At 66.0% G+C, this 25416-nt stretch carries 18 protein-coding genes; 12 read left to right on the forward strand and 6 right to left on the reverse strand.

The features are described from left to right. Both C7H84_RS31610 and C7H84_RS31615 read left to right on the forward strand, forming a co-directional pair. A partial coding sequence (locus tag C7H84_RS31610) for a YadA-like family protein (RefSeq protein ID WP_205611480.1) occupies positions 1 to 2509 on the forward strand: 2509 nt, incomplete at its 5' end. A 127-nt stretch (positions 2510 to 2636) separates the two neighbouring features. Next, positions 2637 to 3299, forward strand: a complete 663-nt coding sequence (locus C7H84_RS31615) for an OmpA family protein (protein WP_121862478.1) — start codon at positions 2637 to 2639, stop codon at positions 3297 to 3299. 220 nt (positions 3300 to 3519) lie between these two features. On the opposite strand, the gene C7H84_RS31625 is transcribed toward C7H84_RS31615, so the two are convergent. Continuing rightward, positions 3520 to 3708, reverse strand: a complete 189-nt coding sequence (locus tag C7H84_RS31625) for a hypothetical protein (protein WP_121862574.1) — start codon at positions 3706 to 3708, stop codon at positions 3520 to 3522. A 92-nt stretch (positions 3709 to 3800) separates the two neighbouring features. Between C7H84_RS31625 and C7H84_RS31630 the strand changes: the two genes are divergently transcribed. The 6 genes from C7H84_RS31630 to uvrA all read left to right on the forward strand — a co-directional run bounded on the left by C7H84_RS31630 (position 3801) and on the right by uvrA (position 15476). Next, on the forward strand, positions 3801 to 4853 hold the full coding sequence (locus C7H84_RS31630) for an RNA-guided endonuclease TnpB family protein (RefSeq protein WP_121862480.1): 1053 nt from the start codon (positions 3801 to 3803) through the stop codon (positions 4851 to 4853). Between the two features lie 217 nt (positions 4854 to 5070). Next, on the forward strand, positions 5071 to 5286 hold the full coding sequence (locus tag C7H84_RS31635) for a DUF3820 family protein (RefSeq protein WP_058903869.1): 216 nt from the start codon (positions 5071 to 5073) through the stop codon (positions 5284 to 5286). 249 nt (positions 5287 to 5535) lie between these two features. Next, complete coding sequence (locus tag C7H84_RS31645; RefSeq protein ID WP_121862482.1) at positions 5536 to 6450, forward strand: LysR substrate-binding domain-containing protein; 915 nt, start codon at positions 5536 to 5538, stop codon at positions 6448 to 6450. Between the two features lie 184 nt (positions 6451 to 6634). Next, a complete protein-coding gene (locus tag C7H84_RS31650) occupies positions 6635 to 7909 on the forward strand; it encodes a dicarboxylate/amino acid:cation symporter (protein WP_121862483.1) in 1275 nt (424 codons plus the stop codon). After that, entirely contained in the window at positions 7909 to 9369 is a 1461-nt protein-coding gene (locus tag C7H84_RS31655) for an amino acid racemase (RefSeq protein ID WP_121862575.1), read from the forward strand. Before C7H84_RS31650 ends, C7H84_RS31655 begins: the two co-directional genes overlap by 1 nt. Before the next feature lie 203 nt (positions 9370 to 9572). Next, positions 9573 to 15476 (forward strand): excinuclease ABC subunit UvrA, encoded by a 5904-nt coding sequence (gene uvrA / locus C7H84_RS31660; RefSeq protein ID WP_121862484.1) that lies wholly within the window; start codon positions 9573 to 9575, stop codon positions 15474 to 15476. An 80-nt stretch (positions 15477 to 15556) separates the two neighbouring features. Here uvrA and C7H84_RS31665 read toward each other — a convergent pair whose 3' ends face one another. The 4 genes from C7H84_RS31665 to C7H84_RS36675 form a co-directional block, all read right to left on the reverse strand. Continuing rightward, complete coding sequence (locus C7H84_RS31665; protein ID WP_121862485.1) at positions 15557 to 16498, reverse strand: amino acid ABC transporter substrate-binding protein; 942 nt, start codon at positions 16496 to 16498, stop codon at positions 15557 to 15559. Positions 16499 to 16510: 12 nt separating this feature from the next. Beyond that, positions 16511 to 17818 carry a dicarboxylate/amino acid:cation symporter gene (locus tag C7H84_RS31670; protein ID WP_121862486.1) on the reverse strand — a complete coding sequence of 436 codons (1308 nt, stop codon included), beginning with the start codon at positions 17816 to 17818 and terminating at the stop codon, positions 16511 to 16513. A 308-nt stretch (positions 17819 to 18126) separates the two neighbouring features. Next, on the reverse strand, positions 18127 to 18816 hold the full coding sequence (locus tag C7H84_RS31675) for a glutathione S-transferase family protein (protein ID WP_121862487.1): 690 nt from the start codon (positions 18814 to 18816) through the stop codon (positions 18127 to 18129). Positions 18817 to 18833: 17 nt separating this feature from the next. Further along, positions 18834 to 19025, reverse strand: a complete 192-nt coding sequence (locus C7H84_RS36675) for a hypothetical protein (protein WP_162999424.1) — start codon at positions 19023 to 19025, stop codon at positions 18834 to 18836. A gap of 115 nt (positions 19026 to 19140) precedes the next feature. On the opposite strand from C7H84_RS36675, the gene C7H84_RS31680 reads away from it, so the two are divergent. Beyond that, a complete protein-coding gene (locus C7H84_RS31680) occupies positions 19141 to 20013 on the forward strand; it encodes a LysR family transcriptional regulator (protein WP_121862488.1) in 873 nt (290 codons plus the stop codon). Positions 20014 to 20102: 89 nt separating this feature from the next. On the opposite strand, the gene C7H84_RS31685 is transcribed toward C7H84_RS31680, so the two are convergent. Next, positions 20103 to 21020 carry a LysR family transcriptional regulator gene (locus tag C7H84_RS31685; RefSeq protein WP_121862489.1) on the reverse strand — a complete coding sequence of 306 codons (918 nt, stop codon included), beginning with the start codon at positions 21018 to 21020 and terminating at the stop codon, positions 20103 to 20105. A 176-nt stretch (positions 21021 to 21196) separates the two neighbouring features. On the opposite strand from C7H84_RS31685, the gene gltP reads away from it, so the two are divergent. The 3 genes from gltP to C7H84_RS31700 all read left to right on the forward strand — a co-directional run bounded on the left by gltP (position 21197) and on the right by C7H84_RS31700 (position 24952). Further along, positions 21197 to 22525 carry a glutamate/aspartate:proton symporter GltP gene (gene gltP, locus C7H84_RS31690; protein WP_121862490.1) on the forward strand — a complete coding sequence of 443 codons (1329 nt, stop codon included), beginning with the start codon at positions 21197 to 21199 and terminating at the stop codon, positions 22523 to 22525. 53 nt (positions 22526 to 22578) lie between these two features. Next, on the forward strand, positions 22579 to 23856 hold the full coding sequence (locus C7H84_RS31695; RefSeq protein ID WP_121862491.1) for an aminotransferase class V-fold PLP-dependent enzyme: 1278 nt from the start codon (positions 22579 to 22581) through the stop codon (positions 23854 to 23856). Between the two features lie 229 nt (positions 23857 to 24085). Beyond that, positions 24086 to 24952 carry a CoA ester lyase gene (locus C7H84_RS31700; protein ID WP_121862576.1) on the forward strand — a complete coding sequence of 289 codons (867 nt, stop codon included), beginning with the start codon at positions 24086 to 24088 and terminating at the stop codon, positions 24950 to 24952. Positions 24953 to 25416 lie beyond the last annotated feature (464 nt).

Genomic DNA, 25416 nt, shown 5'->3' on the forward strand with positions numbered 1-25416 from the left:
GGTGACGTCGCTGTCGACGTCGACGTCGACGGGCCTGTCGTCTGCGAATAGCGCAATCACGTCGCTGTCCACATCCACTTCGACAGGTATCAGTTCGTTGTCCACGGGCCTGAGCGCGACCAACAGCACGGTGACGTCGCTGTCGACGTCGACGTCCACCGGTCTGTCGTCGGCCAACAGCTCGATCGCATCGCTGTCGACGTCCACGTCGACGGGACTGTCGTCAACGAACAGCGCGATTACATCCCTGTCCACGTCGACGTCGACCGGCATCAGTTCGTTGTCGACCGGCCTGAGCTCGACCAACAGCTCGGTCACGTCGCTGTCGACGTCGACCTCGACCGCCGTCGGTTCGTTGTCCACCGGCCTGAGTTCGACCAACAGTTCGATCACGTCGTTGTCGACATCCACATCGACCGGCATCAGCTCACTGTCCACCGGCCTGAGTTCGACGAACAGTTCGATCACGTCGTTGTCCACGTCGACGTCGACCGTCGTTGGTTCGCTGTCCACGGGGCTGAGCACGACCAACAGCAATGTGACGTCGCTGTCGACCGCAACGTCGAGCAGCGTCGGGTCGTTGTCGACGGGCTTGAGCTCGACCAACAGCACGATCACGTCGCTGTCGACCGCCACGTCGAGCAGCATCGGCTCGCTGTCCACCGGCCTGTCGACCACGGACAGCAACCTGACGTCGCTGTCGACGGCCACCTCGACGGGAATCAGTTCGCTGTCGACGGGCCTGAGCTCGATCACGAACAACAACACGAACCTCGGCAACAGCACGGCCGGCGCGATCGGCGGCGGCGCGACCTACGATCCGACCACCGGCACGATCTCGGCGCCGTCGTACGTGACGTACAACAGCGACGGCTCGACGACGATCAACAACAACGTCGGCGCGGCGATCGACAACATCAACGCGCACGGGATCAAGTACTTCCACGCGAACTCGACCGCGCCGGACAGTCAGGCGGTCGGCGTCGACAGCGTCGCGATCGGGCCGAACGCCATTGCGTATGTGAACGGCAGCATCGCGCTTGGCGCGGGCTCGGTCGCCGATCGCGCGACGGTGCCGTCGTCGGGGATCATCCGCAACGGCAGCGCGTCGATTCCATACGACACGACCGATCAGACGCTGCTCGGCGCGGTGTCGCTCGGCGATGCGACGAGCAAGACGTATCGCCAGATCACGAACGTCGCGGACGGCACCGGCCAGCACGATGCGGTGACGGTGCGGCAGCTGACCGGCGCATTGCAGTCGTTCGCGGTCACGAGCCAGAAGTACTTCCACGCCAATTCGACGGCCGGGGATTCGCTGGCGGTCGGCGCGGAATCGGTCGCGGTCGGCCCGACGACGGTCGTCAACGGCGACAACGGCGTCGGTATCGGCAACGGTGCGATCGTCGATGCAACGGCACCGGGCGGTGTCGCGATCGGGCAGGCGGCGAGTTCCGCGCAAGCCGACGCGATCGCGCTCGGCAGCGGCGCGACGGCAACCGGTGCGCAGTCCGTCGCGCAAGGTGCGAACGCAGTGGCGGTCAGCGTCGGCAGCGTCGCGCTCGGCTCGGGTGCACGCAGCAGCGCGACCGATGCGTTGGCACTCGGCGCCGGTGCGTCGGCGACGTTCGCGAACAGCGTCGCGCTGGGTGCCGGTTCGCTGACCACGGTCGGCGCACTGACGAACTACGTCGCGTACGGCTTGAGCAGTCCGCAGTCGTCGGCCGGCGAAGTGAACGTTGGCAACCGGCAGATCACCGGCCTCGCCGCCGGCAAGAACGGCACGGATGCAGTGAACGTGTCGCAGCTCGATTCGATCGCGAACCAGCTGACGACGTTGATCGACCAGCGCACGACCAATCTCGGCGGGCAGTACACGTCGAACCCGACCGGCGGCAACGTGCCGCCGGGGGCGAGCGGTTCGAATTCGTCGGCGGGCGGCTCGGGTTCGGTGGCATCGGGCTCGAACAGCACGGCGGTCGGCAACAGTTCGACGGCGTCCGGCAACGGCTCGACGGCGATCGGCGTCGGCGCAACATCGTCGGGCAGCAACTCGACCGCGATCGGCACGGGCAGCAACGACGGCGGCCGCTCGAACGTCGTCGCGGTCGGCTCGGCGGATTCGCCGCGGCAGGTCGTGAACGTCGCGGCGGGTACGCAGGGCACGGATGCGGTGAACGTGAACCAGCTGAATGCGGTATCGAACCAGTTCACGCAGTCGCTGAACACGGTCAACAACCAGCTCACGCAGATGCAGCAGCAGATCCAGCAGACCGATTCGATGGCGCGTGAAGGTATCGCAGCAACGGCGGCGATGGCGTCGATCCCGCACATGGACCGCGATTCGAACTTCGCGATGGGTGTCGGCACGGCGACGTTCCAGGGTCAGAAGGCCATGGCGGTCGGCGTACAGGCGCGCGTGACGGAGAACCTGAAGGCGACGCTGAACGGCGGTTTCGCCGGCAGTCAGCGCGTCGTCGGCGCGGGCATGCTGTATCAGTGGAAGTGATCGCGCACGGCGGTTCGTGCCGGCACCCGTTGCCGGCGCGCACCGCGCTGAACGCAAACGCATGCGAGGGTGGCGCGCACCATCGTGCCGCCGCTCGCTGCGCCCATCGCATTCTCGGAGTAATCAAGTGAAAAACATCCATCTTGCACTGCTGGCGTCCGTCGTTTCACTCGCGGCTTGTTCCAGCGCGTCGGGGCCGACGTTCAACGCGTACGAACTGCAGCCGCGCGACGGCATCCGGACTTTCCGCGTCGATTGTCACGGCATCCTGTCGAGCGTCAACACCTGCGTGAAGGTCGCGACGCGCATGTGCGGTGACGAGCCCGTGCGCCGCATCGATTCGACCACGCCTTACCGCGACGGCGCCGATCCGCACTCGCTCGTGTTCCAGTGCGGCGCGGCGCCCGCGCCGGTTGCCGCGGCCGTTACGCCGGCGCCTGCTCCGGTCGAGAAAGTGAGCCTGACCGGTGACGCGTACTTCGCGACGGACTCGGCCGTGCTGACGCCGGCCGCCAGCGCCGCGCTCGACAAGCTGCTGAATCAGCAGGGCGACAAGCATTTCGCGCGCGTGGAAGTGGACGGCTATACCGACGCAAGTGGCTCGGATGCGCACAACCAGGCGCTGTCGAAGCGTCGCGCCGATGCGGTCGCCGGCTACTTGCGCGAACATGGACTGAAGGCGGATTCGTTCGTCGCGAAGGGGCATGGCGAAACCAATCCGGCTGCGTCGAACGACACGGCCGAAGGGCGGGCGCGCAATCGTCGCGTGGAAATCTCGTTGCAGAAGTAGGGCGCCGCGACCCGCTTGCCGCAAGCGTGGCCGTCGAAGCCGGACGGCTCGCTTGCGGCAATGAAGCTCGACGCGGACACCGTCGGCGTGAAGGGCCCGCCGCAGCGTGCGCATGCAATGCCCGTCGCATCGCCGCCGCCATACGGCAACTGGCAAATGGCGACTTGCACGTGGCGTCCGCAACGCGGATCGCCATCCGCACCGGGCCGTGAATCAGCGCTCAGTGCCTGATCACGCAGACGGCCAGGATCTCGTACCCCGGGTCGGCATGCGCGTTCGCGGCTTTCTCCGCTTCGTCATACGAACCAAAGGATGCGGCGTCTTCGATTGCCGGCGCCATGCCGATATCGCCGTCCTCGGCGGTGCAGAGGAACTGCTCGCCGGTCTTCACGACGTAGATGGACATCATCAGAATTTGCTCCGAGAAACCCCGCCATTGATGGCGGGAAGGAAAGGTGTGCTGTTGACAGGCAGCTTCTTCCACGGGTTAGGATCACCTGCATGATCCTTGTCTACCGCTACCGGGTGAAGTCGCTCAACGGACTGCTCAACAAGCAGAGCCGTGCGGTGAACTACGTCTGGAACTTCTGCAACGATACGCAGAAGCACGCGCTCAAGTGGAGCAAGAAGTGGCCGACGGGATTCGATCTGAACGTGCTGACGACGGGGAGCAGCAAGGCGCTCGGCATCCACTCCGGCACGATCAACGCAACGTGTGAGCAATATGCGAAGTCGCGCAGTCAGCACCGTCGGCCTTACCTGCGCTATCGCGGCAGGAGATCGCTGGGCTGGGTGCCGCTGAAGGGGCGCGACCTGAAGCTCGAGGGTGACGCGTTCCGTTTCGCCGGCAACACGTTTCGCGTGTTCAACCGCCGCCCGCTTCCCGAAGGCAAGATCAAGGACGGGACCAACTTTGCGCAGGATGCACGCGGCAACTGGTTTCTCAACATCGTAATCGAGATGCCGGATGTTCCGGCCCGACCTATCCGTTCCGGTGTTGGCATCGATCTCGGCCTGAAAGACTTCGCCACACTTTCGACCGGAGAGAAACTGCCCAATGACCAGTTCGGTCGACGAGCAGCGGAAAAGCTGGCGAAAGCGCAACGGGCGCGAAAGCACAAGCGGCATATCGCGAAGTTGCACGCCAAGGTCGCGAATGCCCGTGCCGATTTCCAACACAAGCTCGCGCTCGATCTGGTGCGGCGTTTCGATTACATCGCGGTCGGCAACGTGTCGGCCACGAAGCTCGCCGGAACCAGGATGGCGAAAAGCGTCTACGACGCATCCTGGTCGTCCTTCCGGAACAAGCTCCGCTACAAAGCGATCGCGCACGGGGCCACGTTCGAGAAAGTTGACGAAAGCGGTTCTACCCAGTCCTGTTCGGCGTGCGGATCGAAAGACAGCACGACGCGGCCGAAAGGTATCGCGGGACTGCGAATAAGAGAGTGGACCTGCAGTGACTGTGGTGCCGAGCATGATCGAGATACCAACGCTGCGCTGAACATTCTCCGATGCGGACGTGCATCGCCAGGTGTGGGAATGCTCCGCCTTTAGGCGGAGGGGGACGTCAAGATTCCCTCCAGGGTTTGCAGGGGGAAATTCCAGTCTAGCAGGCAGCAACGAAGTCGGCGGCCGACGCGAATCCCGGCCGTCAATCGGGGCCGGTTCGTCGATCCGGCCTGCCCTGAAGGGACGGATTCGCGGCGGTGGACCGGCGGGCGCGGAGCCGCGCCGTGGCCCAGGGGACCGGAAAGCCGTGCACAATACGCGCATGCGAGCCCCAGATCTTGAATGCCTTGTCGCCGTCACGATGCCCTTCGGAAAATACAAGGGCCGACTCATTGCCGACCTCCCCGGCCCCTACCTCAACTGGCTGGCTCGCGAAGGGTTCCCGCGCGGCGAACTCGGTCGACAGCTCGCGCTCATGCACGAGATCGACCATAACGGCTTGCGGCATCTGCTCGAGCCGTTGCGCAAACCCGCGTAGCGAGGCGTCACGCCCGGTCGGTCACCCGAAGCGTTGACTGCAAGGTGGCGAAGTCGTGCCCGCGTGCAAGCGTGAGCGCGGTATCGCGCTCCGCGGCGCGACCGGCGTGCTCGTCGACCGCGTCGCACTGCATTTCCCCACCAGCGAGAGCAGGCTTCGGGGCGTGGACGGCCGCGATGAGCACATACAATGTGAGCGTTCGTCGGCCGGCGTGCAGGCCGGCTCCACCCGCGCACATCCAAGGCCCCCATGGAAATCAAATGGATCGAGGATTTCCTCGCGCTCGCGCAATACCAGAGCTTTTCCCGCGCGGCTGAATTTCGCAACGTCACGCAGTCGGGTTTCAGCCGCCGCATCCAGTCGCTCGAACAGTGGATCGGTGCCGAACTGATCGACCGCAGCAGCTTTCCGCCGGTGTTGACGCCGGCGGGCCGCCTGTTCCGCGAGACGGCCGAGGACGTGCTCAGCCGCCTGTTCGACACGCGGGCCATCATCCGCACCGAACAGCGGATCGCGGGCACGAGCCTGCAGATCGCGGCCGGCCACACGATCGCGCTGAGCTTCCTGCCGGCCTGGCTCAAGGCGCTCGCGCCGCATTTCGGCGAAGTGCGGGCCCGCGTCATTCCGACCAACGTGCACGACTCGATCCTGATGCTCGTCAACGGCAACTGCGAGTTGATGTTCGCCTATCACCATCCCGAGCTGCCGCTCCATCTCGACCCGGCCCGGTACGCGCACCTTACCGTGGGCCTCGACACGCTAATGCCCGCGTGCCGGCCGAACCGGCGATCAGGGCCCGCGTTTCGCCTGCCCGGCACGAAGCAGAACCCGCTGCCGCTGATCAGCTATACGGAAACCAGCTACTTCGGCCGGTGTCTCGCGCTGCTGCTCGGCCGTGCGCCCGATGCGCCGGCCTTGCAGCTGCACTACGAATCCGACATGGCCGAGGTGCTGAAGAAACTCGTGATGGAAGGCGAGGGTGTCGCATGGCTGCCCCGGAGCGCGATCGCAGCTGAGCTGGCGGCCGGCGAGCTCGTGCCGGCCGGGCCGGCGGCGTGGAATCTGGAGGTCGAGCTGCGCGTGTATCGCGATGTGTCCAATCGCAGCGAATTCCTCGACACGCTATGGCAGCACCTGCGCGCGTCGCCTGCACGGCTCGGCTGACACAGGGTTTTCCCGCGTTATGCGAGCCTCGCATAACGCCATGTTGCACCGGCATCACGGTCGTTTCGACCGTCCCTACCATTCGTTCCAACGGCAAATGCGACGCGTGATCGGCGTCGCACCGCCTTCTTCGCCGCGCTCGTCCGCCTTCCGGCGGGCGGGCGCCACCCAAGGACGAATGGACATGAAAAATCGCCTCACTCTAAGCATCGCAGTCGGCATGATCGTCGGTGTCGTCGCCGGTTACGCATGCCACGCGAACATCGCGGATCCGGCCACGCTCAAAGCGGTGGCCGGCTATTTCTCGATCGTCACCGACATCTTCCTGCGCCTGATCAAGATGATCATCGCGCCGCTGGTGTTCGTGACGCTCGTGTCCGGCTTGGCCGGCATGGACAGCGGCGAAGATGTCGGCCGCATCGGCATGCGCTCGATCGGCTGGTTCATCTGCGCGTCGCTGATTTCGCTGAGCCTCGGCCTCGTGATGGCGAACGCGCTGCAGCCGGGCGCCGGCCTGAACCTCACGGAAGCCGCCGGCGAAGTCAACACCGGGCTGAATACCGGCGCACTGAACGCGCGTGACGTGATCACGCACGCATTCCCCACCAGCCTGCTCGACGCGATGGCGCGCAACGACATCCTGCAGATCCTGGTGTTCTCCGTGTTTCTCGGCGTCGCGCTGAGTGCGCTGAAGCACGACAAGCGCGTCGGCGTCGTGATCCGGTCGATCGACGGGATGGTGCCGGTGATGCTGCGCCTGACCAACTACGTGATGCGCGCGGCGCCGCTCGGCGTGTTCGGTGCGATCGCGTCGTCGGTCACGCTGCGCGGGCTCGACGTGATCTATACATACGGTAGGCTGATCGGCTCGTTCTATCTCGGCCTGCTCGTACTGTGGACGATCCTGATCGGCGCCGGCTATCTGTTTCTCGGGCGACGCATCGGGAGCCTGCTGAAGGCCGTGCGCGAACCCGCGCTGATCGCCTTCTCGACCGCGAGCAGCGAGGCCGCGTATCCGCGCCTGACCGAGCAGCTCGAGCAGTACGGCGTCGACAAGAAGGTCGTGGGATTCACGCTGCCGCTCGGCTACGCGTTCAACCTGGACGGCTCGATGATGTATCAGGCGTTTGCCGCGATCTTCATCGCGCAGGCGTTCGGCGTGCACATGCCGCTGTCGCAGCAGGTCTTCATGCTGCTGGTGCTGATGTTGAGCAGCAAGGGCATGGCGAGCGTGCCGCGCGGCTCGGTGGTCGTGGTCGCGGCGGTCGCGCCGATGTTCCATCTGCCGGCCGCGGGCGTCGCGATGATCCTCGCGATCGACCAGATCCTCGACATGGGTCGCACGATGACGAACGTGATCGGCAACAGCGTGGCGACGGCGGTGATCGCGAAATGGGAAAGCCGGCGTGCCGCGAAGTCGCCACGTGCGGCATTCGATCAACCGGAGCTGAATGCATGATGCGCACCGACAGCATGCACGCGCGGCGGAAGTTCGGCGTGGTTGGCGGTCTCGGGCCGCTGGGCAGCGCGGACGTGTTCTTCAAGATGGTGAAGGCGACGCCCGCGTCGTCGGACGAGGAGCACGTCGACGTGGTCTTCGAGCAATACCCGTTCAAGGGTTCGGGGACGGGGAGTGCGGCGACCATCGAACGCAAGCTGTACGTGTTCGACATGATCCGGCAGTTCGAGCAGCGCGGCGTGACGACGGTCGTGCTGCCGTGCTTCCTGAGCCACACGTTCATCGACGAGTTGAAGGCGAATACCAGCCTGCCGATCGTGGATATCGTCGAAGCCGTTCGCAGCCACGTGCGGTGCACGTACCCGGACGCGACGCGTATCGGCGTGCTCGCTTCCGACTACGTGCGGGACAAGCGGCTCTTCGAAGCGTATTTCCCGGCGCTGCGGTTCGAAGCCGTCCATCCGCGGCCGCACGAGGGGATCGATCTCGTGACTGAAGCCATTTATGGCGCCGACGGCATCAAGTGCGGCCATCTTCGCGGTCGCCCGGTGGAGCTGTTACGCCGCGCTTGCGAGGATCTCGTGGATCAGGGTGTGCAAGTGATCGTCCCCGGCCTGACCGAGATCGCGCTGGTCGCCGATGAAATCGGCCCGCAGCGCGTGCCGCTCGTCGATTCGAACCTCGCGTATGCGCGGTACGCCGTGAGCGGACAGCCGGCTGCGCGCGCGGCGACGTTCAAGATCGGCGTGGTCGGCGGCGTCGGCCCGGCCGCGACCGTCGATTTCCTGGACAAGATCGTGCGCAACACGCCGGCGTCGCGCGATCAGGATCATCTCAAGCTGCTGGTCGAACAGAATCCGCAGATTCCCGATCGGACCGAGAACCTGATCGGCAGCGGCGTGGACCCGACGATCTCGTTGTACGCGACCTGCAAGAAGCTCGAGGACGGCGATGCGGACGTCATCGCGATTCCATGCAACACCGCGCATGCGTTCGTCGAGCGGATTCAGCCGTACCTCGGCATTCCGATCGTCAATATGCTGACCGTGACGGTCGCCCACTTGCGCGATACCTGGCCGGCGCTGCGCGACGTCGGCGTGCTGGCGACGTCCGGCACGATCGAAAGCGGTGTGTATGAAAAGGCACTGGAGTCGCAAGGGCTCCGGCAAGTGGTGCCGCCACCGGCGTTGCAGGCGCGCGTGATGGAAGCGATCTACGGCAAGCACGGCGTCAAGGCCGGTTTCACGACCGGGCAATGCGAGGACGATATCGGCGCTGCCGTCGACGCGCTGATCGCCGAGGGCGTGAGCGTGATCGTGCTGGGCTGTACCGAACTGCCGATCCTGCTGCCGGGCGGGGAATACGTCGCGCGGAACGGCGGACGGGCGACCCTCGTCGATCCGACCGACGTGCTTGCGCGCACGTGTATTGCGTATGCGATGGCGGCTGCGACCGGCTGAACCCGAGGTCGCGCGCCGCGAAAGCCCGTCGGTCGTGGCGCTTCGCCCGCCCGTGGAAAACTGTATGAATATACAGTATAGTATCCGTCGAACTCGAGCGGCGCGGGCATGACCCGTGCGGCACGTGCGCCGCGCCTGCGGGCATCCGCCGCAGCGTTCCGGCACCGTGAAATCCGGCTAACTCATTCAGACGGGCAGGCAAATTGTCATCCAGCAATCTGATCCGCATTCGCGGAGCACGTCAGCACAACCTCAAGAACCTCGATCTCGACCTGCGCACCGGCGAAATGACGGTCGTCACCGGCCCGTCGGGCTCCGGCAAGTCGAGCCTCGTGTTCGACACGCTGTACGCGGAAGGCCAGCGGCGCTACGTCGAAACCTTCAGCGCGTATGCGCGGCAGTTCCTCGACCGGATGGACCGCCCGCAGGTCGAGCGCGTCGACGGCGTGCCGCCCGCGATCGCGATCGACCAGACCAACCCGGTCCGCAGTTCGCGCTCGACGGTCGGCACGATGACCGAGCTCAACGATCACCTGAAGCTGCTGTACGCGCGCGCGGCCGAACTGTTCGACCGCCAGACCGCGCGGCAGGTGCGGCATGACACGCCCGAGACGATTTACGCGGAACTGGTCGAGCGCACGCGCGCCGACGATCCGCGCGTCGTCGTCACGTTCCCGGTCGAACTGCCGGAAAGCGCGTCCGAGGAAGAGGTCGCGCAGTGGCTATCGGCAAGCGGCTACACGCGCGTGCAGGCGCAGCGCGAAGTCGCGTCGCCCACCGGCCCGCGCAAGCTGCTCGACGTGGTGGCCGACCGCTTCCGCGTGCAGCAGGCCGACAAGGTGCGCGTGGTCGAGGCGCTCGAGGCGTCGCTGAAGCGCGGCGGTGGCCGCGTGAACGTCTACGTGCTCGGCGCCGAAGCCGAGAACGCGCTTGCCGAGCCGCAGATCTGGCGCTTTTCCACCGGGCTGCACGATCCCGACAGTGACCTGCGCTACGCGGAGCCGCAGGCGGCGCTGTTCTCGTTCAACTCGGCCTACGGCGCGTGCGAAACCTGTCGCGGCTTCGGCCGCGTGATCGGCGTCGATCTCGGCCTCGTGATCCCCGACGCGCGCAAGACGCTGCGCGGCGGCGCGATCAAGCCGATGCAGACGCCCGCATGGAAGGAGTGCCAGGACGACCTGATGCGCTACGCGGCGAAGGCGGACATCCGCCGCGACACACCGTGGTCCGACCTGACGGACGCCGAGCGCGACTGGGTGATCAACGGCTCGCCGGACTGGAACGGCAAGTGGCAGAGCCAGTGGTACGGCGTGAAGCGCTTCTTCGGCTATCTCGAGTCGAAAGCGTACAAGATGCACATTCGAGTGCTGCTGTCGAAGTACCGCAGCTACACGCCGTGCGACGTCTGCGGCGGCGCGCGCCTGAAGACCGAATCGCTGCAGTGGCGGCTCGGCTCGAAGGCGAACGCCGATGCGGTGCTCGCACCGGCCGATCGCTTCATGCCGCGCGGCGTCGACTGGACGCGCGCGCAGCTCGAAGCGCTGCCGGGCCTGACGGTGCACGATCTGATGCTGCTGCCGATCGAGCGCATCCGGCGCTTCTTCGACGACGTGAGTTTGCCGAGCGCACTGCTCGACGATGCGCTGAAGCTGCTGCTCGCCGAGGTGCGCACGCGCCTGAAATACCTGTGCGACGTCGGGCTCGGCTACCTGACGCTCGACCGGCAGAGCCGCACGCTGTCGGGCGGCGAGGTGCAGCGGATCAACCTGACCACCGCGCTCGGCACGTCGCTGACCAAGACGCTGTTCGTGCTCGACGAGCCGAGCATCGGGCTGCATCCGCGCGACCTCACGCGGATCGTCGAGGCGATGCAGCGGCTGCGCGATGCGGGCAATACGCTGGTCGTCGTCGAGCACGATCCGTCGGTGATGCTCGCGGCCGACCGGCTGATCGACATGGGGCCGGGCCCCGGCGAGCGCGGCGGCACGATCGTCTACGACGGCACGCCGGGCGACATCCGTTCCGCGCCTACGCTGACGGGCGAGTATCTCGGCGGCCGCAAGCACGTCGCGCATGCGTCGAACTGGGCGCGCCGTCCGGTCGACGCTCACACGCCGCGCATCGTGCTCGAAGGTGCGACCGAGCACAACCTGCGCGACGTAACGGTCGAGATTCCGCTGCAGCGGCTCGTGTGCGTCACCGGCGTGTCCGGCTCCGGCAAGTCGACGCTGCTGCAGGACGTGCTGTATCCGGCGATGGCACGCCACCACGGCAAGGCGACCGAGTCGCCGGGCGCGTTCCGCAGTCTCACGGGCGCCGACCAGGTCGGCGACGTCGTGTTCGTCGACCAGTCGCCGATCGGCAAGACCACGCGTTCGAACCCGGCCAGCTACGTCGGCGCGTTCGATGAAATCCGCAAGCTGTTCGCGAAGGCGCCGCTCGCGCTGCAACGCGGCTACGGCGCCGGCACCTTCAGCTTCAACTCGGGCGACGGCCGTTGCCCGACCTGCGGCGGATCGGGCTTCGAGCACATCGAGATGCAGTTCCTGAGTGACGTCTACCTGCGTTGCCCGGATTGCGACGGCAGCCGCTATCGCGCCGAGATTCTCGAAGTGCGCATCGAGCGCGACGGCCGCGCATTGAACATCGCCGACGTGCTCGACCTGACCGTCAGCGAGGCGGCCGCGTTCTTCGCGACGGATGCCGAGGTGCTGCGCGTGTTGCAGCCGATCGTCGACGTCGGCCTCGAATACGTGAAGCTCGGCCAGCCGGTGCCGACGCTGTCCGGCGGCGAGGCGCAGCGGCTGAAGCTGGCCGGCTTCCTCGCCGAATCGGCGGCGGCCGCCGGCGGGCGCCGCGTCGCCAGCGAAGAGGCGCGCATCGCGCGCACGAAGCTGTTCATGTTCGACGAGCCGACCACCGGGCTGCACTTCGACGACATCGCGAAGCTGATGCAGGCGTTCGGCAAGCTGCTCGCGGCCGGCCATTCGCTGATCGTGATCGAGCACAACCTCGACGTGATTCGCGCGGCCGACTGGCTGATCGATCTCGGCCCGGAAGGCGGCGACGGCGGCGGTCTCGTGTTGTGCGCGGGCACGCCCGACGACGTGAAGGCGTGTGCGGAATCGCACACCGGCGTCGCGCTGCTGCAGTACGACCGCGCGATGGACGGCGCAATCGCGCTCGCCGACGAAGGCGTGCCGCTGCAGGCGGTGCTGAGCGCCGCACGCGAGCGGCGTGCGATCGAGGGCGAGGACGTCGTGCGGATCGTCAATGCGCGCGAGCACAACCTGAAGGCGCTCGACGTCGACATCCCGCACGGCAAGTTCAACGTGATCACCGGCGTGTCGGGTTCCGGCAAGTCGACGCTCGCGTTCGACATCCTGTTCCACGAAGGCCAGCGCCGCTATCTTGAATCGCTGAACGCGTATGCGCGCTCGATCGTGCAGCCGGCCGGGCGGCCGGAAGTGGACGCCGTGTACGGCATTCCGCCGACGGTCGCGATCGAGCAGCGGCTGTCGCGCGGCGGGCGCAAGAGCACGGTCGCGACCACGTCCGAGGTCTGGCACTTCCTGCGGCTGCTGTACGTGAAGCTCGGGCTGCAGCATTGCATCCACGACGGCACGCCCGTCACGTCGCAAACCGTCGAATCGATCGCCGCGCAGCTGCTGCGCGACCATCGCGACGAACACGTCGGCTTTCTCGCGCCGCTCGTCGTCAACCGCAAGGGCGTCTATACCGATCTCGCGAAGTGGGCGAAGGCACGCGGCAGCACGCATCTGCGCGTGGACGGCGAGTTCGTGCCGGTCGATCCGTGGCCGAAGCTCGACCGTTTCCGCGAGCACACGATCGAGCTGCCGGTCGCCGATATCGTCGTGTCGCCGGACAACGAGGCCGAGCTGCGGCGCCTGCTCGACGAGACGCTCGAACTCGGCAAGGGCGTGATGCACCTGCTCGCGCCGCTCGACGGGCTGCACCATGCGATGCAGAACGATCATTCGACCGCGCGTGTCGGCGCGGTCAAGGTGCTGTCGGTGAAGCGCGCATGCCCGGTGTGCGGCACGAGCTACCCGGAACTCGACCCGCGGATGTTCTCGTACAACAGCAAGCACGGCTGGTGCACGACCTGCGTCGGCACGGGCGTCACGCTCACGCGCGAACAGCGCGCCGCGTACGACGACACCGTGCTCGCCGGGGACGATCGCGGTCGTGAGCAAACGCTGCCGTCGGACGAGCAGGAGCCGGAAGGCGTCGGCAACGAGCCGTGCCCGGACTGCAACGGTACGCGCCTGAACCCGACCGCGCGTGCGGTCACGTTCGACGCGCATCCGATCGTCGAGGTCGCGCAGTGGACGGTGTCCGATACGCGCCGCTGGATCGATACGCTCGAACTCACCGGCCGCGACGCGCAGATCGCGCGCGACATCGTCAGCGAGATCGGCAGCCGCCTCGCGTTCCTCGAGGAGGTCGGGCTCGGCTACCTGAGCCTCGATCGCGCGGCGCCGAGCCTGTCGGGCGGCGAAGCGCAGCGGATCCGGCTCGCGGCGCAGCTTGGCAGCAACCTGCAGGGCGTGTGCTACGTGCTCGACGAGCCGACGATCGGCCTGCATCCGCGCGACAACCAGATCCTGCTCGACGCGCTGCGCAAGCTCGGCGACAAGGGCAACACGCTCGTCGTCGTCGAGCATGACGAGGACACGATCCGCCGTGCGGATCACATCATCGACGTCGGTCCGGGTGCCGGCAAGCGCGGCGGCACGCTGGTGGCCGAAGGCGCGGTCGCCGATCTCGCCGCGCAGCCGGATTCGGTCACCGGGCGCCTGCTCGCGCGGCCGATGACACACCCGCTGCAACCGCGCCGTGCGGTGAGCGTGGCGGGCAAGAAGGGCGCACCGGCAGTGCCGGAGGGCTGGCTGACCGTTCATGGCGCGACGCTGCACAACCTGCGTGACGTGACCGTCGGTATTCCGCTCGCGCGGCTCGTCGCGGTGACGGGCGTCAGCGGCTCGGGCAAGTCGACGCTCGCGCGCGACGTGCTGATGACCAACCTGCTCGACGCGGTCGGCCGCTCGGTGCTGTCGTCGCCGGCCACGCGGCGCGCGCGCAAGGCCGCGCAGCAGGACGCGCCGGCCACGAACCGCCGTTCGAGCGTGCTCGCGCGCAGCGCGCCGCGGCCGTCGCTGAACGTCACGCATGCGTGGCAGGGCTGCGAATCGCTGAGCGGCTGGGAGCAGATCGATCGCGTGCTGGAAGTCGACCAGACGCCGATCGGCAAGACGCCGCGCTCGTGCCCGGCCACCTACATCGGCGTGTGGGACACGATCCGCAAGCTGTTCGCCGATACGCTGGAAGCGCGTGCGCGCGGCTACACGGCGTCGCGCTTCTCGTTCAACACCGGCGACGGGCGCTGCCCGGCCTGCGAAGGGCAAGGCGTGCGCACGATCGGGATGAGCTTCCTGCCCGACGTGAAAGTGCCGTGCGACGTGTGCCACGGGCAGCGCTTCAATCCCGAGACGCTCGCGGTCACGTGGCGCGGCCGGAACATCGGCGACGTGCTGACGATGGAAATCGACGAAGCGGTCGAGTTCTTCGCGCCGATTTCGAACATCGCGCATCCGCTGCAGCTGATGAAGGACGTCGGTCTCGGCTACCTGACGCTGGGCCAGCCGTCGCCGACGCTATCGGGCGGCGAGGCGCAGCGGATCAAGCTCGTCACCGAGCTCACGAAGGTGCGCGACGACATCACGCGGCGCGGGCAAAAGGCGCCGCACACGCTGTACGTGCTGGATGAGCCGACGGTCGGCCTGCACATGGCCGACGTCGCGAAGCTCATTCGCGTGCTGCACCGGCTGGTCGACGGCGGCCATAGCGTCGTCGTGATCGAGCATGACCTCGACGTGATCGCGGAAGCCGACTGGATCATCGATCTCGGGCCCGAAGGCGGTGTGGGCGGCGGCACGATCGTCGCCGCGGCGCCGCCGGAAGGGCTCGTGCAGGTGAAGGCGAGCCATACCGGGCAGGCGCTGAAGCCGGTGCTGGCGCGCACGGCCAGCGAAGACGGCGTAGAAGGCGAAGCGGAGCAGCAGGGCGCAGCGCGGGTCGGTTGAACGCGATGCTTGCGGTGAGCGGCCCCGGTGCCCAGCGAGGCAGCGGGGCCGCTCGTGTTTCGTCCTTCACGTCGCCGCGCTCATTCCCCCTTCACGCCGATCGTCTCGATGATGGTCTCCAGTTGCGGGCTCATCGGCAGGTTCAGACTCAAGCCCGACGGCAGCGGGCGCAGGAACCAGCGCTTGTACTGGCGCGCGATCTCGCCGTCGATGGCCAGCTCCCGGAACGTGCTCTTCACGACCTGCGCGAGCTGCGGATCGTCCTTGCGGAACATGATCCCGTACGGGTCGTAGGACAGAAAGTCGCCCACCACGTCGTACTGGCCGCCCTTGGCCGCATTCTCGGCAATCAGGCCGTACAGCAGCACGTCGTCCGTCGCGAACGCGTCGGCGCCGCCGTTCGCGACGAGCGCGAAGCCCTGCGCATGGTCCCGCACCACCTGTAGCTGGATCCCGAGCCTGAACCGCTCGCTCAGGTCGCGCAGCGCCTTCTCGTTGGTCGTGCCGGCCGTCACCGCGACTTTCTTGCCCGCGAGATCGCGGAACGAGCGGATCGGCGAGCCTCGTTTCACCATCACCTTCGTGCCGGCCACGAAGATGATCGGCGAGAACGCCACGCGTTGCTGGCGCTCGAGGTTGCTCGTCGTGGAGCCGCATTCCAGGTCGACCTTGCCGCTGACCACCGCATCGATGCGGTTGTCGGACGTGACGGGCACCCAGCGGATCGTCAGGCTCTTGTTGACCGCGTCCTCGATCGACGACACGAGCGCCTTGCACAGCTCGATCGAATAGCCGATCGGCTGGTTGCGCGCGTTCAGGTACGAGAACGGTATCGACGCGTCACGATAGCCGATTGCGATCGTGCCGCTGCTGCGGACCTTCGCGAGCGTGCCGGTCAGTTGGGCCGGCGCGAACGGCTCGACGCGCGGCAGCGTCGATGGTGCATCTTCCGCGCGCGCGGCCGCACCCGTGGCGAGCAGGCCCGCAAGCGCGAGCGCACGCCAGAATCGCTGCATCTTCATCGCGGGCCTCCGTCAGGCTTCCGTCGGATGCGAGATCGTCGCTTCCTGTTCCGCTTCGATGCGCGCGGCGTTGGCTTCGGCTTCCGCTTCCGACAGGAGCTGGCCTTCCCACTTCGCGACCACCGCGCTCGCGATCGAGTTGCCGACCGCATTGGTGGCCGAGCGGCCCATGTCGAGGAACGTGTCGACGCCCAGAATCAGCAGCAGCCCGGCTTCCGGAAGCCCGAACTGGTGCAGCGTCGCGGCGATCACCACGAGCGATGCGCGCGGCACGCCGGCCATCCCCTTCGATGTCAGCATCAGCACGAGCAGCATCGTGATCTGCGTGCCGAGCGACAGGTGGATGTTGTACGCCTGCGCGATGAACAGCGCCGCGAACGTGCAGTACATCATCGAACCGTCGAGGTTGAACGAATAGCCCATCGGCATCACGAAGCTCGAGATCTTGCGCTGCACGCCGAACCGGTCGAGCGCATCGAGGATCTTCGGGTACGCGGCTTCGGAGCTGGCCGTCGCGAACGACAGCATGAACGCTTCCTTGATCAGCACCAGCAACTTGAACACCCGCCGCCCGAGGAAGAACAACCCGGCACAGACGAGCAAGGCCCAGAGCAGGAACAGGCTGACGTAGAAGTCGCCCATGAACACCGCGAACTTCAGCAGCACCGACAGCCCGTTGACCGCGACGGTGGCGGCCATCGCGGCCATCACCGCGAGCGGCGCGAGCTTCATCACGTAGCCGGTGATCTTGAGCATCACGTGCGACAGCTGATCGATCGCGGCGATGAGGATCTTGCCGCGCTCGCCGAGCGCCGCGAGCGCGACGCCGAAGAACATCGAGAACACGACGATCTGCAGGATTTCGTTATTGCTCATCGCCTCGGCGAACGACCGCGGCACCATGTGGCCGACGAAATCCTTCAGCGTGAACTTGGACGTCGCGAGGTTCGCCGATGCGCCGATGTCAGGCAGCGGCAAGCCGAGATTGTCGCCGGGCCGCAGCAGGTTCGCCATGAACAGCCCGAGCAGCAGCGAGACCAGCGACGCGGTAACGAACCAGCCGATCGATTTCGCGAACACGCGCCCGACCGATGCCGCGTCGCCCATGTGCGCGATGCCGACGACCAGCGTGGAGAAGACGAGCGGCCCGATCACCATCTTGATCAGCCGCAGGAACACGTCGGAGACGAGCGAGATGTAACCGGCGATCTCGGTGGTGGCCTTCTTGTCGGGAAAGCTCGTGAAGATCATGTAGCCGATCACGATGCCTGCCACCATCGCGACCAGAATCCAGACGGCTGCAGCATTCTTTTTTTGCATCGTGTGCCTCCCATGCATCGGTTCGCAATCAGGGATGGAAGGACGATACAGGACAAGAATGACGCTGAAAAGTGCAACCGGGTCGGGGTTTGCGCTAGCGCCGGATCACGGCCGATCGAGCGCCGGCGATTGCGCCGGTGGCGCTTCGCGCCGGCAGCCGGCGCAACCCGGTACCGATTGGTGCGGAGCAGCACCTTCCCTGTTCGACGCTCGCGGCGTTGCGGTGACCGGCGCCTTGCAGGAGTGGGGATGGGCGTCGCGAAGCTGCCGCCGCCGGTTCGTCGCCGGGCGCGTAAAGGTGATTCAGTTCAATCCTCAACGCGCACCGCGCGATCGCGGATACGCGTCGACAGCAGCGAGCCGCGCTGGAGCAGGAAGTCCATCAGCAACTGCGGATAGTCGGCCCGCACCGCTGCGCGCACGGACGGCCGTTCAGCAAGCCGTTGCCGCCACGCGGCGACCTTGGGCAGGGCCGCGAAGAATCCGAAGTCGTCGATCTGCTCGAACACGTCGAAGTAGCGGAACACCGGCCCGAATGCCGCGTCCACGATCCTGAAATGCGCACCGCCAAAATACGGGCCAGCGCCGAGCGAGGCTTCGAGCTGCTCGAATCGCGTGCGGATCACACGGGTTTTCGCGGCAAGCGTCGCTTCGTCGGGAGCCGTGTAGAACCCCGCCACGGCATTGAGCAGTGCCGACGCGAACTCGACCCACGCGCGGTGCCGCGCCCGCTCGAGCGGCGCATCGGGATGCAGTCGCGGCGCGAGCGTCTCGTCGAGGTACTCGCAGATCACGGCCGATTCGAAGATGGGCGCGCCATCGACGACCAGCACGGGGGTCTTGCCGAGCGGGGAAATCCTGAGAAACCAGTCCGGCTTGTTGCCCAGGTCGACGTCCGTCCGTTCGAACGGCACACCTTTTTCTGTCAGCACGATGACAGCGCGCTGGACATACGGGCACAGCACATGGCTGACGAGGTGGTATCGGGGTGTGCTCATGTCGTCGCCTCGCCGTGTCAGGCCGCGCCAAGCGCGAAGCGTTCGCTGCGGCGTACCGCCAGCGCACCATCGCCGAGCAGCCACAGCGCTGAATGGGCAATCCACATGACGCCCAACGCCACGCGCAGCAGCAATGCGCCATAGGCGGCGGCATTGTCGCTCGTCGAAATCGATTGATTCATATCGGCACCCATCGCGAGAGTGAACAAAAGGTAAAGCGGCGAGGTAAAGCGGCGGCACCGAATTTAGCATTGCGGATATGCTTGAGTAATAAGCAGAATTACAATTAACGAATGCAAAAATGCAATGCACGGAGGTAACCGGATGCCATACAAGCTCAGCGCGGCAGATCTCGAAACGATCCTCGCGCTTTCCCGCTCGGGCACGCTGGTTCAGGCGGGCGAGCGACTGGAAGTGGATGCGTCGACCGTGTTTCGCAACCTCCGGCGGATCGAGCGCGGCCTGCAGCAGCAGTTGTTCGAACGGACCCGCTCAGGCTATCGCGCGAAGGAAATCGCGCTGGCGCTGGCCGGACACGCGGAGCAAGTGGAAGTGCAGGTCGAATCGGCCCGCTCGATCGCGCAACAAGCGCCCGAGCATGTGGCGGGTACGGTGCGCATCAGTACCACCGACACGATTCTGCACGGGCTGGTCGGGCCGGCGCTGAAGCAGTTGGAAGCCATCCACCCGCGGCTCGCGTACGAGTTGCACACGGGCAACGAGATCGCCGACCTGGGGCGCCGCGATGCCGACATCGCGGTGCGTGCGACCAGGCAGCCGCCGGACTATCTTGTGGGCAAGCATGTCGGGCCGATCGACGTGGCGCTGTTCGCGTCGAAGCACTACGAAGCCGCACGCCGTTATGAAGACGTCATCGCGGGCAGCGCACGCTGGATCGCGCCGGACGACGCGCTTCCGGGCCATCCGTCCGTCATCTGGCGCAAACGTCATTTCAGGAAAGTGGTGCCGCACTACAAGGTCAACAGCATCCTGACCGTGATGGAGCTGGTCGCCCTTGGCATGGGTGTCGGCATCCTGCCGACGTTCCTGACGCGCGGCCGCTCCGATCTCGTGCAATTGACCGATGTCCTCCAGGACTGCCAGACCGAGCTGTGGGTGCTGACCCACCGGGAGTCGCGGCATCTGCTGCGGGTCTCGACCGTATTCAAATACCTGTCGACGACGCTGCAGATCTGACCGGGTGCTGCGATGTGCAGCGATGCGCAGCGAGGCGGGCGCATCGCGTCACGGGCCAGTCGGGCCGTTCCCGCTGCGGGGATCGGTGATCATTCATGCGCACGCGGATCCAGCAGGCTCGTGCTGAAATCGCACGCCTGCGCCGCAAGCCGGACGATCTCGGCGGTGAGCGACTGGGCGCGCTCGGCGCGATGCAGCGCGACATAGCGGACCGGCGGCAATGCCGGCCGCGTGCGCACGATCTCCAGCGCGTCGCACGCGACGAGGTGCGCGACGCACGCCTTCGGCAGATAGCTGACACCCAGCCCCGACAGCGTCAGGCCGATCTGTGCGAGCAGGCTGTTGCTCGACAGCACGCGCTGCATCGCGACGCCATGTTCCTGCAGAAAGCGCGTGTACAGGTGGCCGGTGCCCGACAGGTTCCCTTGCAGGATCAGCGGATACCGGGCGATGTCCGTCAATGAAATGGCGGCCCGCGACTTCGGCATGAACCCGGCCGCGCACATCCACGCGTTATCGACCTCGCCGACCACCGTCGCCGTGAACGCGTCCGTCGCATGCATCTGCGGGACCACGATCAGATCGATCGTGTCGGCCGCGAGCCGGTCGCGTAGCGTCGCGGTCAGGTCCACCTCGGCCTCCACATGCACGCGCGGATACGCGGCCTGGATCGCCCCGATCAGGCGCGGCAGCCACGTCAGCGCGGTCAACTCGGTCACGCCGATACGGACATGCCGCACCAGCGCTTCCTTCGAACTCATCCGCTCGACCACGCGGTCGCGCTGCTCGAGCAGTTCCTTCGCGTGATCGAACAGTTCGGCGCCCTTGTCGGTGAGCCGCGCGCTGCGATGCGCGCGATCGAACACGGTCAGGTCGAACGCGCGTTCGAGTTCCTGGATCCGCTTCGACACGGCCGACTGCGTGGTGTTGAGGCGCGTGGCCGCCGCGTCGAACGAGCCGAGCTGCACGATCCAGTACAGCGCTTCCATCTGCTTGAAGGTAAGCATCGCGTGTCACTCGACAGATGAAGAAAAGAGATATTTTCTCATGTCAAAAAATCGCTTTTTTTACAGATTTCGGCTGTTTAAGGTTGTCCCGTTGTGCCGCTCGAAGAGTGCGTTCCTCAGAAAACGCGCCGCACCGCGCCCAGCGTTGGATCGAACCCCCCTTATCTGGAGATAGCATGGACACCGTCATCGACTCCCCGCCCGTCGCCGACGCGGCTCGCAAGCCGCGCATCGGTCTCGCGTGGCAAATCGTCATCGGGCTCGTCATCGGTATCGCGACCGGGCTCGTGCTGAACCGGTTTCCGCAATTGCGCGACACGGCCGTGTCCGGATTGCTGCAGCCGGCCGGCGACATCTTCATCAAGCTGGTGCGGATGATCGTCGTGCCGATCGTGTTCACGAGCATGGTGATCGGCATCGCCGGCGTCGGCGACGGCAAGTCGCTCGGCCGCATCGGCTTCAAGACACTGCTCTATTTCGAGGTGATCACGACGATCGCGATCGTCCTCGGCCTCGTCGTCGGCAATGTGCTGCAGCCGGGCGTCGGCACCGACATGTCGCAACTCGGGCACACCGACATCTCCCGCTACCAGCAGGCGACGCAGCAGGTGCAGCAGGCGCACCACGGGCTGATGGCATTGGTGCTCGGCATCATCCCCGACAACATCATCGCGTCGATGGCGAAGGGCGACCTGCTGCCGGTGATCTTCTTCTCGCTGCTGTTCGGGCTCGGGCTGCAATCGGTACCGGAAGAGCACCGCAAGCCGGTGCTCGCGATGCTCAAGGGCGTCGCCGATGCGATGTTCAAGGTGACGAACATGGTGATGCGCTATGCGCCGATCGGCGTGTGTGCGCTGATCGCGGTGACGGTCGCGAGCTTCGGCTTCGGGTCGCTGCTGCCGCTGCTGAAGCTGGTTGCCGTCACGTACTTCGCGATCCTGGTGTTCGCGATCGCCGTGCTCGGCGTGACCTCACGGCTGTTCGGGTTTCGCATCCTCACGCTGCTGCGCGTGATCAAGGACGAGCTGATCATCGCGTTCTCGACCTGCAGCTCGGCGACCGTGCTGCCGCAACTGATGAAGCGGATGGAGGACTACGGCGTGCCGAAGAGCATCACGACGTTCGTGGTGCCGACCGGCTACACGTTCAACCTCGACGGCGCGTCGATCTATCTGGGCATCGGCACGTTGTTCGTCGCGCAGCTCTACGGCGTGCATCTCGACTGGCAGCAGCAGATCCTGCTGACGCTGACCATGGTCGTCACGTCGAAAGGCGCCGCGGGCGTGCCGGGCTTCATGTTCGTGATCATGCTCGCGACGCTCGCCAGCGCCGGGCTGCCGCTGGAAGGGCTCGCATTCATCGCCGGCGTCGACCGGATCATGGACATGGGCCGCACCGCGCTGAACGTGGTCGGCAACGCCCTCGCGCCGCTCGTCATCGCGAAATGGGAAGGCCAGTACGACGCGGAGAAGGGCCGCGCGTACGTCGAATCGCTGCGCCGCTGAGCGCCGCCATGCACGCATTGCACAACATTCCGAAGCAAACAGGAGTACCGAACATGAGCAGTTCCCGTGGAGCACTTTTTCCCGACGCGTTGATGCAGCAGGTCAAGTCGCGCTTTCATCACGTCGATCGCGACGCCGACGGCAGTGAGCGGCTGTTCTTCGACAACGCGGGCGGGTCGTTCCGGTTGAAGGCGGCGGTCGACGCGTACGCACGGATCGATGCGCTGCCCGATTGCCCGGAGCGCATCCACGCGCGCGCGCTCGATCTGCAGGCGATCCAGTCGCGCGGCGAGGACGACGTGCGCACTATCCTGAACGCGCAGGGCGGCAGCGTGTATGCGTCGCTGACCGCATCGGGCGCGATGTTCGACATGGTGCGCGCGATCATGGAGAACGTGCCGGGCACCAATGCGGTGACGACCGTGCTCGAGCATCCGTCGTCTTACGATGCGATGACCTGTTACGCGGAACGGACCGGCAAGACGCTGCGCATCGCGCCGAGCGATCCGGAAACCGGCGGCGTGGACGTCGACGCGATCGTGGCGCTGATCGACGCGGATACCGCGCTGCTCAGCGTGATGTTTGCATCGAATATCTCCGGCGCGAAATTCGACATCGAGACGATCGTCGCGCGTGCGCGCGAGAAGAAGCCCGATCTGTTCATCGTCGTCGACGCGGTCCAGCATGCGCCGCACGGCATCATCGACCTGCAGCGCACGCCGGTCGACGGAATCAACTTCGCGCCTTACAAGTTCTTCGGATGCCGCGGCTCGGGCATGTCGTGGCTGTCGCCGCGCGCGGCCGCGTTGCCGCACCACCGGCTCGCCGCGAAGGAGAACTGCGTATGGGAACTGGGCAGCCCGGCGCCCGCGCAGTTTGCGGTCGTGTCGGCGATCGTCGATTACGTCACGTGGATCGGCCGGTATTTCGCCGATTCGGACGACCGGCGCGCGCTGTTCGTCGAAGGCATGCACCGGATCGAGCTGCATGAACGCGCGCTGCTCGCCGCGTTGCTCGACGGGTGTGGCGGGCAACGCGGGCTGCGCTCGATCGACGGCGTCGAGGTCTACTGGGATCACGACGATCTGACGAAGCGCGACCTGATCGTCGGCATCGGCTTCGCGCACCTCGAACCGACGCAGGCGGTGCGGGAATACGAGCAACGCGGTGTGATCGTCTACGAACGCGTCGCGTCGAGCCTGTATTCGGGCCGGATGCTGAAATCGTTCGGGCTCGGCGGCGCGGTGCGGATTTCGCCGCTCCATTGCCACGCGCCGGACGATATCGCGCGATTCCTCGCGATAACCGAAGCGCTCGCGACGAACCGCTGATCGACGACACGGCCCGGATCATCCGGGCCGTGTCGCATTCGGCGCCGCGGCGCGCGCCGTGCAATAGGTTCGGGCTATGACCGGCAGAGCCAATCGATAGTTGTCGTCGAATGGTTTTGCGCATGTAATGACCTGCGAAACGGGATGATTGCGGCTGAAGCCAAACGAACCGATGGAGGAGCAGCGCGTGAAGATCGTGGTTGCGGGGAAGCGAGTGGTGGATGACAACGTGAAGGTGCGCGTGAAGTCGGACCCTTCGACGCTCGCACAGTCGTACCTGTTCGTGCCGGGCAACCAGCCGGAGCGATTCGACAAGGCGCTCGCGAGCGGCGCCGACGCGGTCATCATCGATCTGGAAGATGCGGTCGAGCCCGATGCGAAGGTCGCCGCACGCGACGCGATCGCCCGGTGGGTTTCACCCGAGTGCCCGGTGCTCGTGCGGATCAACGCGCGGAACACGCCGTGGTTCGACGCTGACGCCGCGCTCGGCGCATTGAAGGGCGTGGCCGGTATCGTGCTGCCGAAGGCGGAGCGCGCGGACGACGTATGCGCTGCCGTTGCGCTCGCGCGGCGGCGCGTGCCGGTCTATCCGTTGATCGAAAGCGCGCACGGCATGTGGAACGCGCTCGACGTCGCGAAAGCGCCGTACGTCGAGCGGCTGATGTTCGGCACGCTCGATTTCATCGCGGACATGGGCATGTCGGACGACGGCGTGTCGCTCAATCACTTCCGGTCGCAGCTGACGTTGATTTCGCGCGTGGCCGGTATCGAATCGCCGGTCGACGGCGTGACGCCCGATATTCACGACGGCGAGCGGATCGCGCGTGACGCGCTCAACGGCAAGCAGCAGGGCTTCGGCGCGAAGCTGTGCATTCATCCGAAGCAGATCGGGTTCGTGCACAGGTGCTTTCGACCGAGCGACGATGAAGTGCGCTGGGCGCGAAGGGTGCTCGATGCGATGCGCGAATCGAACGGCGGCGTGGTGACGGTCGACGGGAAGATGGTCGATCGGCCCGTGTCGTTGCGCGCCGAGCGGATCGTCGGGCTGGCTGATGCGGGCGGCGCGGCGGCGGTCGGTGCGGCCGGGTGCCGCTGAGTTGGCCGACCCGGTGTCCGTCGTCTTTCGGGACGACAGACCGGTGCGCTCTTGCGATGCCTTTGCAACTGAATGCAAGGCCACGTTCGACATAAACGCCGGAATGGCCAACGATCGCGCGGTGCGGGGCCATTTCCGGTGAAACGGCAGATTCGAGACAAGATTTCCGCAACGGATCGACGCGCGAGACCGAATCGGAAGTCGGGCGCGGTCATGCATGCGTCGGATCGCCGTCGCCGAACTGCACTTCCTCGGAAAATTTCGATACATGGTCAACAAACTGCGTGCAGGAGCGATGCACTCGTCGATTACGCCAGGCAAGGTACGAACTATCTGCAAGGGCGTCCGTTCGTGCACGTTGGTCAGGTCGACGCGTCGATACCCGTGGCGCTGGCCGATGCGTCTGCGAGCAAACTCGTTTCCCGCCTGAAAACGCTGGATCGCGGCGCTTCTGAATGAGTCGA

The sequence above is a fragment of the Burkholderia sp. Nafp2/4-1b genome (assembly GCF_003635165.1).
GTDB lineage: Bacteria > Pseudomonadota > Gammaproteobacteria > Burkholderiales > Burkholderiaceae > Burkholderia.

What these genes read in the sequence shown, in the direction of transcription:
- C7H84_RS31635 (WP_058903869.1), top strand. Translation starts at nt 5,071, where the DNA reads ATGCGAGCCCCAGATCTTGAATGCCTTGTCGCCGTCACGATGCCCTTC.
- C7H84_RS31645 (WP_121862482.1), top strand. Translation starts at nt 5,536, where the DNA reads ATGGAAATCAAATGGATCGAGGATTTCCTCGCGCTCGCGCAATACCAG.
- C7H84_RS31695 (WP_121862491.1), top strand. Translation starts at nt 22,579, where the DNA reads ATGAGCAGTTCCCGTGGAGCACTTTTTCCCGACGCGTTGATGCAGCAG.
- C7H84_RS31685 (WP_121862489.1), bottom strand. Translation starts at nt 21,020, where the DNA reads ATGCTTACCTTCAAGCAGATGGAAGCGCTGTACTGGATCGTGCAGCTC.
- C7H84_RS31625 (WP_121862574.1), bottom strand. Translation starts at nt 3,708, where the DNA reads ATGATGTCCATCTACGTCGTGAAGACCGGCGAGCAGTTCCTCTGCACC.
- C7H84_RS31665 (WP_121862485.1), bottom strand. Translation starts at nt 16,498, where the DNA reads ATGAAGATGCAGCGATTCTGGCGTGCGCTCGCGCTTGCGGGCCTGCTC.
- C7H84_RS31655 (WP_121862575.1), top strand. Translation starts at nt 7,909, where the DNA reads ATGCGCACCGACAGCATGCACGCGCGGCGGAAGTTCGGCGTGGTTGGC.
- C7H84_RS31630 (WP_121862480.1), top strand. Translation starts at nt 3,801, where the DNA reads ATGATCCTTGTCTACCGCTACCGGGTGAAGTCGCTCAACGGACTGCTC.
- C7H84_RS31650 (WP_121862483.1), top strand. Translation starts at nt 6,635, where the DNA reads ATGAAAAATCGCCTCACTCTAAGCATCGCAGTCGGCATGATCGTCGGT.
- C7H84_RS31680 (WP_121862488.1), top strand. Translation starts at nt 19,141, where the DNA reads ATGCCATACAAGCTCAGCGCGGCAGATCTCGAAACGATCCTCGCGCTT.
- gltP (WP_121862490.1), top strand. Translation starts at nt 21,197, where the DNA reads ATGGACACCGTCATCGACTCCCCGCCCGTCGCCGACGCGGCTCGCAAG.
- C7H84_RS31675 (WP_121862487.1), bottom strand. Translation starts at nt 18,816, where the DNA reads ATGAGCACACCCCGATACCACCTCGTCAGCCATGTGCTGTGCCCGTAT.
- C7H84_RS31670 (WP_121862486.1), bottom strand. Translation starts at nt 17,818, where the DNA reads ATGCAAAAAAAGAATGCTGCAGCCGTCTGGATTCTGGTCGCGATGGTG.